The following is a 13,807-nucleotide window of genomic DNA, read 5'->3' on the forward strand; positions in this document are numbered from 1 at the left end:
GAACCGAAGTCGAAGAAGAGCGCTCAATACACGAGTTATTGCCAGTAACACGCCTGAGCTTTATGGGGGGAATGGTCCCGGATTCAGGTTGCTGTTGATGCGGTGGAAACGCTCCAGTGCCCGTTGTGGTCTGTTCAATCTGGCGACCTGCCATGCTCCGCTTTCTTTTGCGTTTGCGGCTGGTTGACGGCTCATCTCTTCCAGCTTCAGTGGATGTTAACCGGGATACAGTATCTGCGGTTGCTGAGGGGGAAGGTGACTGCATGGTTTGTTTGGAGGTCCTCCCTGTTTCCAATTGGAGAATCGTTTGGGGATGACAACAATAGAGTACGACCTTGTCAGCCCGGTAAAGTTCCAGGCAACCGTTATCAGAGAAGCCTTACCTGTTTTGTCAGGCAGTCTGGCTGTGGGATGTGTTACTGGATAGCGCACCGCTGCAGCTACTCCAGATGAATACACGTCAACTGCCACAACCTGAAAACTGACGTATTCATAATTTCTGAAAACATAAGAGAGCCAGCAGCAACTTTCACTGCTAAGAAAAATCACTATCACCACCCTGAAAGTTCTGACTATCTTGCCAAATCATGATGTGTCAAAAGCTATCTTCTCTGCTTTAGCACCATGGGCAATGGCTTTAAACAAACTGTCCCAGCTATCAATCACTAACGTGGGAAAGAAGCCGATGATTTTCCTTCATAATCGCTTTCGTGTAGGCTTCCCTGGCTTATTTAAAGCCTGTTGGAATTTTGGACAAGACAGTTCCTGGATCAGATCAACCAGGAATGCCAGAAAAGTAAGGTAGGTAAAATTCGTAGCCAGATGTTTTTCGCCATGACCGTAATTGTGTTCAAGTTGATAGCCTTGATTTTTCAGGGCGTTAAACGTTTCATTTTCAATGCGCCATCTACAACATCCTCCTCGCATCATGGATTCAACGGTATCATCGGTTACCCAGCACCAGAAATGCTGATTCCCTTTTTTGTCGATTTCAATGTAATCCAGAACATTAACCCGCTCTGTTTCATCCTGAAGATTGAGGGGAACGTTATTGGCGTAGCGGAATTTATGAGTCGTGTTCCTCATCAACGATTTTGTGATGATGAACAAGGCCTTCGTCATAAAGGGCATTCATAGCCTCAATAAGCGACTCATGGTTACCAACCCTGGCCACGATGATAAAGTGCCAGCCATATTCTCTGATCAGAGAAATGGCAGGGTTGTCCGCATATAGGCCATCTAGCAGAATAACTAGTGCAGAAAAGCGTTAATAACCGTACACCCCGTTCATCCTGAGGCTCTATGTTTCCTGTCCAACATGATTTTCAACAAACTCAGCACGAACGGTATGGGTATCAACGCTTAGCTGCACCAGTTTCAAGCGTGGATGGTCGTGTTTTGTCTGCGTCAGAAAACGTCTTATTGCCGCTTTTTCACCATCATTTTTTGTGGAACCAATGGTATCCTGCCATTGGTTCCCGCATCAGGCTGGTGAGTTTACCGTTTCCCGAGTCGACGCAGATTGGCTGATCGCCAGAAGGACAGTGGCTTTTGCTCTGCCAGTATATTGCGCATACCGGTTTTGCCATTTTCCAGATTGGATACGGAGTAGGCGGTACTGGCAAGATCGTGATAGACCGTAGGCTGTGACATCATGGCGGGTAATTCATAGGCCATTTTCAGGTGAGCGGTACTCACTCTCCATAACTCCCCGCGGCTATCATAGGCTTCCATAATGGCACCCGCCCAACTGTCTTCGTCAATATACATACGGCGCTTGCTGTATAAATGCCGGGTGCCTTCTTTCAGGTTGCCTTCAATAACCCAGACACGATGCAGCTCCCAACGGGTATAGTCAGGATTCAGGTGATTAGGCGTCAGCAACACATCATCCGGAAGGTCTTTACTGGCAAGGGCATAGTTGTTGTAGGGAATATACATTTCCTGCTTGCCAACGATCTGCCAGTCAAAACGGTCGGGAGAGCCATTATAAAGATCGATTTCATCCGTGAGTATAAAACCGGAAGGCGTATCATAAGCGGTGGTGGGCGCTTTCTTGACCCGGCGCTGTCCTGGCAGATAAATCCAGGCTTTCCTGGGTTCTGCCACCTGATCAACGGTCTCTTTAACCAGGGTCAGCTCACCGGCATCACGGACAGGTGTTATCTGTTCCCTCAGGTAGAAATAAAGGGTGTTGTCCAACTCCTCTGCGGTTACGTTCGGATCGTAATACTTGAAGTAGACGTCATAATTTGACACCTCACGCTTGCGTTGTCCGGAGGGCTGGACCATGACTGCCTCATTGACGCCCTCTGCGCTAATGCCCTGCCACCGGGTAATATGATTCCAGATGATTTCATTGGCATTTTGCGGGATAGGGAAAGGTGTTCCGGCAACCGCGCCGGTAAAACCATTGCCACTGTTGGCCAGCTCGGCACTGGTGGCGTTTTTCAGCGTATTGTTGATGATCCGTTCCGGTGCCGTAAACGTTCGGTGGGTTTTATACACCGGAATACGGAAAGTATCCGGATAGGCTTCAAACAGGGCAATAACACCATTGCTGAGCTTGTCCTGATATTCCTTATAGTTTTTCGCGGTAATTTCGAACAGTGGTTTTTCATTGGCGAATGGGTCGGCCCGTGTCACTCTTTTCGGGTCGTAACCGCCGTCAACGGCCACCAGATCACCGGTCCAGGCTGGAATGGTGCCCTCTTTATTGCCCGCCCTTTCGGCACCAAAGGGTGTGAGTTCATTTTTGAGCCGCTTGGCTTCCTCAGCACTGACCGCCGCCAGCGATGAGCTGGATAGCGCCAGGCCGACTGCGGTTGCTACCGCTGAAAATAAGGTTCTTGTTTTCATTCGTTCACCTCATTATTTTTGTTATTTTTTAAAATGGCTTCGTCAGGATTACCATAACGAAGCCCTTTATTTTTTCCGGTGATTAAAAGGAGTACGCCACATTAAAGGCGACGTTGTCCCGGTCTCTCTGGGCGCTTTGGCTGTTCCAGGCATTATATGCCAGTTCGGCAGAAATATTGCTGCCATAATCTGCGCTAACCTTGGCACTGTAGCTCATGGCCCCCTTGTCATCCCCATGGAGATTTTCATTGAGTGTCAATGACGGGGATAAGTCCACTCCCGGAAGCACATTGTCGTATGAGCCGCTCAGGACCAGAGTGTACTCATAGGAGCTTTTGCTTAAATTGGAAAAGTTGGACACATCGGTAATGCTGCCGGGAATGATTTTACCGGAAACCTCTGAGATAAGGTTGACATCGCCGGCACCAAGGTTTGGCCCGAAATTGTGGGTGGCATTGACCGTCCAGGTGTATAGCTCGTCACGCCGGTAAAGGTTGGTTTTTGTACCTGAGGCAGCAGTTCCTACGGCACCTAGGTCTGTTGAATTTCCTGCACTTCCTCCACCTGCCTGAAGAGCACTGGCTGCCAGGGTTGCAAATTCTGCCCGATTGGTAGAGAACGGCATATTAGGGCGATAAGTGACTTCCATGCCAATACTGGTTTCGCCAATATTACCTGACAAGCTTAAACCATAGAGACGGATATCTTCAGGGTATGCAAGGTCATAATAGGTATCGTTAAGGTAATACAGCCCATCTGCAAGAACTGCAAATGCCCCGGCCCCTGGAGCAGAACTAGCCTGACACAACGCGCCATATTGACCTGAAATATTGTTATCAATAGAGCACACGTCCTGATCACCTGTTTCGAGAGCCGCATAAGGAGCACGACTGTGATAGTTCATAAAGAACAACGAAGCTTCGACTTCAGAAAATTCATAACGCAGCGCGAGACCAAACTGACCGTCATCTGAAGCATCGATTTTCTGGCCCTGACGTGCAATAGGTACAATACCATTAGTACCATTTAGGCCCGGAATTAAAGAGACCGGTACTGATGACGGAAGTAAATCCCTGACATCTGAAATAACCCCCAAAGACCCATCACCAAACAGATCCTCCGTACTCATATAAGCCCCATTGGGTATCAACTCATGGGATTCCCACTCAAACTTATAGAACGCTTCCAGGCTGAGATTGTCGGTAATTCCCGCCTGCACAAACGCCATATTCACCGGCAAGGTATGGTTACGCAGCTCTGCACCGGGCAGTGCTAACCCGGCAATATCATAAGGGTTGGCCGAGTTGATACCATCAGAAAAGAACAGGGCTTCACCCCAGTTAATCACCTGACGGCCCAGTCGGAAAGACAGCGGCTGGTCAGCAACATAACCATCCCAATAGGCGTAGGCATCAAGAAGCCTTGCGCCTGAAGCTGAGTCTTTAAGATCTTTAGAAAACCTGGTTTCGCTGCCGGAGTTGGAATAAATATTGCCATCTCCGGTCGGGTCTTTATCTTTAAGTTGGCTGTCATACCAGGCGTTGGCCCGCAAAAACAGACCGTAATCATCCTTGCTCACTTCCAGGTCTGAGGTAATGCTGAGGATGTTCGAAACCAACCCGGTATCAAAATTATAATTACCGTCATTGGTATTGATATTGAGGTTGTCATCATCCCTGTCTTCTACTCGCCACATGGTGCTGTATTTCAACTGGGTATCCAGCGCGATATTGACATCGTTATCGGTGGTCCAGCTAACGGCCTGACTGACGCCCGGCACGGTGCCCAGAATAGCCAGTGTGAGCAGATAAGTTGATTTTTTCAGTCCAACAGGCCGTTCCATCTGCCCGGAAGCACGGTGATTTTTTTGCATGCTGCTAAGGTCTCCTGCCCCTTCTTGCCGCTACAGCTCTCAGTAGTCGGTTTCAGGTTTTTGTTGTTTTGGTTTTTTTGCGATCCCTTAACCTGCTGAAATGCACTTCCATGGAGACGACTGCATCAGTTCAGTTAAAGGTTCAGGGGTTCTTGTCAGGGTGTTTGGGCCCGGTTATACCGGTCGTTTCCTTCCCTGTAGAAAGTGTTGACGTCTATCCGTAGAGAGTATTGAGAAGTAGTAAGAGTCATCATTGGTACCGTTTTTTTATTATTGAATTCTTGTATCGAAGATTTCAGTACTTGCTGATCTTGGCTTGAGGATATAGTGGTGATCAATATACAGTACTGCATAGCGAAATGCGAGTTCGATTTTTATTTTATCTCAAGCCTGATAGCCTGGGGGAGTTTCAGACACCGGTAGCTTCAATATCCCGCACCACATGAACCAGCTGAGGCCCCAGTGACTGCATGATCATCTCATCGGAGATAAGGTATTTCGGGCCACCGCAGTTGATTGCCATAACCCGGCCGTCCAGAAGTTTGAGAGGGACGGCAACGGCATTAACATCTTTGCTCCAGTCGCCAAGGGATGTACAGAAGCCTTTTTCCTGATACTCATCAATAGCCTTGCTGATGCTTTCTTGCCAGGCTGGCCAGTGATCACCTGAGTGCTGCTCCATCAGTGACAGAATCTGATGTCTTTCGTCGTCTGACAGACCAGCCAGAAAGGCGCGTCCGGAGGATGATGTCGCCAGTGGCAATCTTGAGCCAACATCCATACGCAGAGCCTGAGTTTTTTCGTTGCGACAATTTTCAACGTAAATCATCGACAGACGCTCGCGGATGGTCAGCCCTACAGAGACATTGGCTTGAGTGGCCATTTTTTCCATATAAGGCTTGGCAATTTTACGCACGTTGAGATTGGAGGTGTAGGCGTAACCCAGTGCCAGCACACCGACGTCCAGTTGATATTTTTCCAGGTGCTTCGAGTAGGTGAGATAGCCCAGCTGAGTCAGTGTGTAAGTCAAACGGGAGATGGTTGGTTTGGGAAGCCCGGTAATTCTGGCAAGGTCCTGATTGCCGAGAACGCCGCCCTGTTGACTGAAAGCCCGCAGCAAATCCAGGCCACGTGCCAGCGCTTCAACGAATTTCCTGTCTTTCTCGACCCCTTTCTCTCTTGGCAGGTCAATAATTTCATTCATATGCGGTGTGTCTTCTATTATGTACGCTCTACAAGGGGCAATACCATTCCCTGCAGATTAAAGGCCATTATCAATACTGGTTAAAGGATTAACTATTTATAACATAGGTAAATCAGAAGTATCGGGTAAATCTCCGGGGGTTGCCGGTTAACCCATCTATTGTTGCTTCGCACTCCTGCTGTTCCAGAACGCGGTTATCAACCCGGCGGCGATGACTAACAGAATTCCTGTCAGTGCAAACCCGTCTGGAATATGGCTCCAGATCAGCCAGCCCATAATTCCTGAAAATACAACTCCGGAGTAGTTTATTGGAGCCACGATTACGGCACTGGCAAGCGTCAACGCCCGGGTATAACACCACATGGTCAACGAGATAGAACCACCAATATAGAGTAAATAGGGCAGCGTCCAATAAGGGATGGGCTGCCAGTCAAGGACGGCTAACGGGATGCTGCAGAGAAACGATATCAAAAAATAGTAAGACAAAATCACATGGGTCGATTCAGTGCCTGAAAGGACCCGGGTGCTCACCATGGAAAGCGCCAGAAACACGCCAGACAGCAACCCGACGATATGCCAGTATTCAATGCCTTCTGCGTCCGGTCGCAAGATCAGCAGAATACCCAGGAAGCCAACAATAATAGGCAGCCACTGCCCCCTTGGAATGGTTATTTTTATCCACGCCCAGACAAATAATGGCACAAATAACGGTGCCGTGTTACGCAGCAGAGAGGCGTCCACCAGGGGGATATGTTGAATCGCCAGGTAGTAGGTAAAAAAACACAGCCAGCCGGAAATTCCCCGGACAGCATGGATAACCGGGTGTTTTGTATACCAGTTGCGAAGAGGGTGTTTCAACAGCAAAGGGATAAGAATAAGCAGGCAGATGCCGTACTGAAACAAAACAACTATAGAGATGGGAACTGCATCGGCTACCACCTTGGTGGCAACACCTGCGGTAGTGGATGCCAGTGCTGAGAGCAGGGCAAAGATTATCCCTTTCAGAGTGGCATATTGGTCATTCATATTGGATGGTTAACTGCCTTGTGCCTGCCAATTTTTCCATGGGTTGACTGGTAATCTTTTGGCTGGTCGTTTTTACACGACATAAAATGTTTGTCTTAAAACAAACAATTTATGTCGTATAATATTGAGTTTTTCTGAAAATACCATAACAGCCTGGGAATAACCCAGGCATCTATGAAGATTATAACTGCAAAGTCAGGCCTGCTCTTTTTCCCATTGAGCCAGGCTTTTATTGTCCGTTGCCAATTCTTTCAGCAGTGTAGATGGTGTCCAGTTCTGCTGGCCGAACTGTTCGCCAAACTGGCAAATTCTGGCGTAGACTTTTTTCAGGCCCCGGTTCTCGGCAAACGCCATCGGGCCGCCGCGATAGGCTGGAAAGCCGTAGCCAAAGATATAAACCACGTCGATATCGCTGGAGCGCTGGGCAATACCTTCTTCCAGAATGTTAAAGCCTTCATTGATCAGCGCCAGGGTCAGTCGGTCAAGAATTTCGTCGTCGCTGATCTCTCTTCGAACGACACCCTGTTTTGTGGCTTCTTCTTCTATTACCCGAATGATGGTTTCATCAGAACTCCGGGCCCGTGAAGCGGGATCATACTGGTAGTAACCGGCCCCGGTTTTTTGCCCCAGCCTGCCCATTGCCACCAGTCGGTCAGCAATGCAGTAGGATTTGGGATCGCCTTTTTCCTCGTCGGACAATCCCTGGCGGGCCTTATAGCCGATGTCGATACCGGCCAGATCACCAACAGCCAGTGGCCCCATGGCCATGCCCCAGTTCTCCATGACCCGGTCGATCTGTTCCGGGGTTGCCCCTTCGATCAGGCATAATTGCGCTTCTCTGGCATAGGGGCGCAGCATCCGGTTGCCAATAAAGCCGTAACAGACACGGGAAAGTACCGGCACTTTGTTAATCTGTTTGGCAATGTCCATGGCGGTTGCCAGCACCTCGTCCGAGGTCTTGTCGCCCCGCACCACCTCCAGCAATTTCATTACATTTGCCGGGCTGAAGAAGTGCAGTCCAATCACGTCTTGTGGACGACGGGTAACGGCGGCTATGGCATCGATATCCTGATAGGAGGTGTTGGAGGCAAGAATAGCGCCGGGCTTGCACACGGCATCAAGCTGTTTGAAAACGGTTTGTTTGATGGCAAGATCTTCAAATACCGCTTCGATAACCAGGTCCACTTCCGCCAGGTCGTCATAAGAGGTTGTGCCACGGATCATCCCGAGCCGTTTTTCTGCTTCGGCCCCGGAGAGCTTGCCTTTATTAACGGTGACACCGTAGTTGTTGGCAATAATATCCTTACCACGTTGCAGGGCTTGTTCATCAATCTCCAGAAGAGTGACGGGAATACCCGCATTGGCAAAGTTCATGGCGATCCCGCCACCCATGGTGCCACCACCGATAATGCCCACCGATTGAATCGCTTTAGCCCGGGTTTCTTTCGACAGGCCATTAATTTTTGCAGCTTTGCGCTCGGCAAAAAACAGGTGTCGTAATCCCTGTGACTCCGGCGACAGAAGACACTCAACGAACAGTTTCCGTTCAAGCTCCAGCCCCTTGTTGATGGGCTGGTTAACGGCAGCTTCAACACAGGCGACGATTTTTTGTGGCGCAATCTGCCCCCGGGCACGTTTGGCCAGCCTGGCCCGGTAGGCATCAAATAGGCCCGGCTCTATTTGGGCAGGGGCAATGGTTATTTCGCCCACCCGCCGGACTTCCGGTTTGTCAGCCAGCAGGGTGTTGGCAAACTCGATGGCACCGGTCAGCAGGTCGCCCTCAACCAATGCATCGAGCAGCCCGATACTTTGCGCCCTGGCCGCTTTCATGGGCTGACCTGACGTTATCAGATCCAGTGCGTTTTTTACCCCGGCCAGACGGGGAGCCCGCTGTGTGCCCCCTGCGCCAGGCAGCAAACCCAGTTTGACTTCCGGTAGACCTACTTTGGCAGAAGGAACTGCAATGCGGTAATGACAGGCCAGGGCGACTTCAAATCCGCCACCAAGCGCTGTGCCATGGATGGCGGCAATCACCGGTTTGGCCGATGCCTCAATCAAATTGACCACATCCGGCAGCGATGGCTCCATGGGCATTTTGCCAAACTCGGAAATATCGGCACCGGCCATAAAGGTGCGCCCTGTGCAGATGATAATTAACAGTTCTGAGTCATCGTGCTGAGCCTTCTCAATGGTGCCTTTCAGGCCTTCACGTACAGGCTGGGAAAGGGCGTTGACCGGTGGGTTATTGATGGTGATAACACCAATTTTGTTCTGCAAATCATAGGTGACAGTCATAATTTCATTCTTATTGTGATAAAAAACGTAAGTGCATCAAACTCTCTCGATGACTACCGCAATGCCCTGGCCGATACCGATACACATGGTCGCCAAAGCGTACCGTCCGCCCGTGCGTTCCAATTGACGCAGCGCACTGAGCACGATTCTTGCGCCACTGGCACCCAGCGGGTGGCCAATGGCGATGGCACCACCATTGGGGTTGACACGGGAATCGTTGAAGTCAATCTCCAGAAGCTTCAGGCAGCCCAGTGCCTGGGTTGCGAAGGCTTCGTTAAATTCCAGCACATCCATATCGGCCATGGTCAGACCTGCTCTTGCCAGGGCTTTGCGTGACGCTGGCACCGGGCCAAGCCCCATGACCCGTGGCTCAACACCGGCAATCGCACCGGCAAGAATCCGTGCGCGGGGCCTGATGCCGGCCTTCTCCCCGGCCTGTTGACTGCCAATGATCAGTGCTGATGCACCGTCGTTTATACCGGAAGCGTTACCTGCACTAACCACACCGCCTTGAAACAGAGGACGCAAATTTTGCAGTGCCTGTATCTCTGTACCAGGGCGTGGATGTTCATCAAGACTAACGACAACTGGCGGTTTCTTGCGTCCTTGTGGTGCTTCTACCGGAATAATTTCATCGACAAAATAACCGGCTGAGCGGGCGGCTTCATATTTAGCCTGTGACGCAGCTGCAAAAATATCACTCTCTTCACGGCTGATGCCAAGGTCGGATGCAATGTTGTCAGCGGTTTCCGGCATGCTGTGGCCGCCAAACTGATCGACAATTTTCGGATTGGTGAATCGGGCTCCCATGGTGGTATCAGCCAATACCTGACCACGGTCAAACGCTGATGCTGCCTTGGAGAGCACCATCGGGGCCCGGCTCATGGATTCAACGCCGCAGGCAATGAATAACTCACCCTCATTGCAGCGAACAGCCCTGGCGGCATCCAGTGTTGAGGCCAGGCTTGAACCACACAATCGGTTAACCGTAATGCCACCGGTTGCCATGGGAAGGCCAGCCAGCAAACCGGCAAAGCGGGCAACATTCCGGCTGTCTTCACCGGCCTGGTTGGTGCTGCCTGCGATAACGTCTTCGTATTGATTCAGGTCGAAAGCATTGCGCTGAATGAGAGCCTTGATAATGTCACCCAACAGGTCATCCGGACGGATAGAGGAGAGCGCCCCGCCGTGTCGGCCGAAAGGACTACGACCACCGTCGTAGATATAGGCATCGGACATGTTATCATTTCCTTCTTATTGTTCTGCTATGCGGAATTTGATTTTAAATATATTGATTTTGATTTTGTTAATCAATACCGGGTTTTATCAATTTTCAGTGACTGCTGACGTTGAGCCGTTTTAAGTTGTGGGTCTTGAATTGCTCGGTGGATACCTTTCCAGGGTGGGGATATCCCATAACTTATGCCATTTGAGCTTGTTTCAGAATCCCCTGTAGTGAAAGTCCGTAACGGGATAGCAATCGGTCTGATTGGTGAAAGATTGACATATAGTTATAATCAAATTTTTCTTTAGACTCCCTCAGGATAATATGACGACTTCTCTTTCCGGAACTGCAAAGACAGAATTTAACAAGCTGCAAAAAAGGTTGCGCCGCCACGCAGGTCAGGCTATTGAAGAGTTCAATATGATCGAGGATGGCGACAAAGTGATGGTCTGTTTATCCGGTGGCGCTGATAGCTACACGATGCTTCATATTTTGCAGAGTCTCCAGAAAAGTGCACCGATAACCTTTGATTTAGTGGCGGTGAATCTGGATCAGAAACAACCGGGCTTTCCTGAGCATATTCTGCCGGAATACCTTGATGGCCTGAATGTTCCTTATCATATTATCAACAGGGACACCTATTCGGTGGTTAAGTCGAAGATACCGGAGGGTAAAACAACCTGTGGTTTATGCTCGCGCTTGCGCCGTGGCACTTTGTACGCCTTTGCCGAAGATATCGGAGCAACCAAAATTGCCCTTGGCCACCATAAGGATGACATTGTAGAGACCATGTTTCTTAATATGTTTTATGGCTCCCGGATGGCCGCCATGCCACCCAAGTTACTATCAGACGATGGGCGGAACGTGGTGATTCGCCCTTTGGCTTATTGCCGCGAGAAGGATATCAAACGGTTCGCTGAACAAATGGCGTTCCCGATTATTCCATGCAACCTGTGTGGCTCACAAAAGAACCTGCAGCGTCAGAATATCAAAGCCATGCTGGCTGAGTGGGAAAAAAAGAACCCGAGCAGGATCGAGTCAATTTTTACGGCTATGCAGAATATAGCGCCATCCCAGATGGCTGATACTGAGCTGTTCAATTTTAAGGATCTTAAAATGGATCGTTCTGGCGAGCGCAAGTCCTATGAGCATGAGGACAATCAAACGATCTTTTCAGGGAATATTCCTGATCCAATGGATACCGATAATGACATGGTAAAAATTATTAGTATTTAATCCCCCGTCAGCCATTGTCCGGGAGGCTGTGCAGCCTGACTATGCGAGCGTTCAATTCAGATCAGATTGCGAAGGTGCGCCAATGGCAGGCAAGACAGCTTCTCCGCTGCCGTTCAGGAACCAGTCCACAATTTTTCTGTCAATAGTGTTTGTTCATGAAATCACCGGTTGTTCATGAAATCAACCGGGTACACGGTGGCCTGAATACTGATGGAAAATTCAATTTCTCCAGTTTCCAACCCGACAAGGCAACCATTAAACGATGTCTGTCCGATTTGTCTGGTTGGATTGTTTGGACACAACAGGGTAATGATTACCCCTTGCCGCCATCGCTATCACGAGCAATGTGTGACCCCCTGGCTTGACAGCAGACAGTTGTCCAGACGAACTTGCCCGGTCTGTCTTGATTGTGCAGTGCCACTGATGCGAGAGGGTGGAGCGAAGCTCTATGAGCGCTCAGCGTACAGCGAGTCAATGCCCCTGAGTTGCTGTCGCTCCGGAAACCTGGCACAGCTTCAGCAGTTGCTGAGCCTGGACCCGAGTGTTGTCTTTGCCCTGTTTCGTACCGGTGACACAGGCCATCATGTCCGTCTGCTGTATATGGCCGCCAGCAGTGGGCAAATTGGTTGCGTCAGGGCTTTGGTGGCAGCGGGGGCGGCGCTGGATGTCGTGGCCATCCATGACGGCATGACCGCACTGCACATTGCCCTGGTCAATGGCCACCTTGATGTGGTTAATTTTCTGATTCAGTCCGGTGCGGGTCTCAACATGGCTAACCGGGATGGTAATGCAGCCCTTCACCTGGCCGCCAGGCTGGAAGACGGTAAGTTTGCCGAAGCATTGGTTCTGGGAGGGGCAAACCCTGCCATCAGGGACAGCGATGACCGAACGCCACTGCATATTGCTGCCCTGGAAGGTCGTTGTGAGTGTGTCAGGATACTGGCCCGGAACCCGGGCATTATAGATACCGTGGACAGCCGTGGCAGAACCCCTCTGATTCTGGCGACCAAGGCCGGCCACAGGGCGGTTATGGATATTCTCATCAGCAATGGGTGTAACATGACCATAGCCAGCCGTCATGGCCGGGTGGCAGTTCACCATGCAGCCACCGGTGGTCATGGCCAATGCCTGCAATTACTGGCCGATAAAGGTGCGGACCTTGACGCAGTGACCCCCGTTGGCAGAACGGCGATACATTACGCGGCCCTGCGAAACCACAGCGAGTGTCTGGAAATCCTGATTGATAACAGAGCCAGTGCTGAGGCGTTTGTCAATTGTGGCTGGAATGCCCTGCACCTTGCTGCTTATCATGGGCACCTTGAAAGCGTGCAAACCCTGATCCGCAGGGGTGCCAATATCCAGGCCTTTACCAACGGCGATAGCGTTGTGACAGCGCTGCACATAGCCACCAGACGCAACCATCTTGAGTGCGTCAGGGCCATCGTTGAGGCTAACGTGGATTTTTCGGCAAGGGACTCGGCTGGCAACACGGTGTTACACGACGCCGTCATCAACGGCAGGTATGTGTGCCTGCGTCTGTTTATTCGCTCCGGTGCCGATCCTGACATGACCAACGCTGAGGGTAAGACCGCACTGCATCTGGCTGTGCTTAAACACCGTTGCAATAGCCTGAAAGCCCTGATCCAGGCGGGTGCTCAGCTTGATATTAAAGACAATTCCGGTTGCACGGCCATGCACTATGCCGTTGATATGTCCTTTATTCATTTCTCCTTTGATGCTTCCCTCAATCTGCTGATCCGGGCGAACGCGGCCCTGAATATTCCCGACCACAACGGCAATACCGTTCTGCATATGGCGGCATTCAATGGCAACCTGAAAGTTGTCAGGATGCTGTTGAATGCCGGGGCAGATCATCGGGTGAGAAACGCACGTGGCAGGACTCCCCTGGTACTTGCCAGACAGCTCAATCACACATCCTGCATAGCATGGCTGAAACGACTGCCTTATGTGTTGTAATGCCTGGTTATCGACCACTCAGCCTGTTCACATCAAACTCATTGAATTGATGTGCCAGGTGGGAAAATGTTTTTCCGGATTGAAACTGAATATTACGTTTACGGTATCAATG

10 protein-coding genes are annotated in these 13,807 nt (G+C 50.4%); 2 read left to right on the forward strand and 8 right to left on the reverse strand.

Annotated elements, in window-relative coordinates:
* The 8 genes from J7439_RS07060 to J7439_RS07095 all read right to left on the reverse strand — a co-directional run.
* Positions 1-265, reverse strand: a 265-nt coding sequence (locus J7439_RS07060; protein WP_209201129.1) for a hypothetical protein, incomplete at its 3' end; no start/stop codon positions are given.
* Positions 266-696: 431 nt separating this feature from the next.
* Positions 697-1,122, reverse strand: a complete 426-nt coding sequence (locus J7439_RS07065; RefSeq protein ID WP_209201130.1) for a hypothetical protein — start codon at positions 1,120-1,122, stop codon at positions 697-699.
* 375 nt (positions 1,123-1,497) lie between these two features.
* Positions 1,498-2,859 carry a DUF1329 domain-containing protein gene (locus tag J7439_RS07070; protein ID WP_209201131.1) on the reverse strand — a complete coding sequence of 454 codons (1,362 nt, stop codon included), beginning with the start codon at positions 2,857-2,859 and terminating at the stop codon, positions 1,498-1,500.
* 82 nt (positions 2,860-2,941) lie between these two features.
* Positions 2,942-4,732, reverse strand: coding sequence for a DUF1302 domain-containing protein (locus tag J7439_RS07075; protein WP_209201132.1), 1,791 nt, complete (start codon positions 4,730-4,732; stop codon positions 2,942-2,944).
* A gap of 409 nt (positions 4,733-5,141) precedes the next feature.
* Entirely contained in the window at positions 5,142-5,927 is a 786-nt protein-coding gene (locus tag J7439_RS07080) for an IclR family transcriptional regulator (RefSeq protein ID WP_502950409.1), read from the reverse strand.
* A gap of 165 nt (positions 5,928-6,092) precedes the next feature.
* On the reverse strand, positions 6,093-6,962 hold the full coding sequence (locus tag J7439_RS07085) for a DMT family transporter (protein ID WP_209201134.1): 870 nt from the start codon (positions 6,960-6,962) through the stop codon (positions 6,093-6,095).
* A gap of 195 nt (positions 6,963-7,157) precedes the next feature.
* Positions 7,158-9,257, reverse strand: a complete 2,100-nt coding sequence (locus J7439_RS07090; RefSeq protein WP_209201135.1) for a 3-hydroxyacyl-CoA dehydrogenase NAD-binding domain-containing protein — start codon at positions 9,255-9,257, stop codon at positions 7,158-7,160.
* Positions 9,258-9,293: 36 nt separating this feature from the next.
* Entirely contained in the window at positions 9,294-10,496 is a 1,203-nt protein-coding gene (locus J7439_RS07095) for a 3-oxoadipyl-CoA thiolase (RefSeq protein WP_209201136.1), read from the reverse strand.
* Between the two features lie 310 nt (positions 10,497-10,806).
* Between J7439_RS07095 and ttcA the strand changes: the two genes are divergently transcribed.
* Complete coding sequence (ttcA, locus tag J7439_RS07100; protein WP_209201137.1) at positions 10,807-11,718, forward strand: tRNA 2-thiocytidine(32) synthetase TtcA; 912 nt, start codon at positions 10,807-10,809, stop codon at positions 11,716-11,718.
* Positions 11,719-11,928: 210 nt separating this feature from the next.
* Entirely contained in the window at positions 11,929-13,695 is a 1,767-nt protein-coding gene (locus J7439_RS07105) for an ankyrin repeat domain-containing protein (protein ID WP_209201138.1), read from the forward strand.
* Positions 13,696-13,807: the final 112 nt, after the last annotated feature.

Source organism: Salinisphaera sp. G21_0, assembly GCF_017744115.1.
GTDB lineage: Bacteria > Pseudomonadota > Gammaproteobacteria > Pseudomonadales > Endozoicomonadaceae > Endozoicomonas.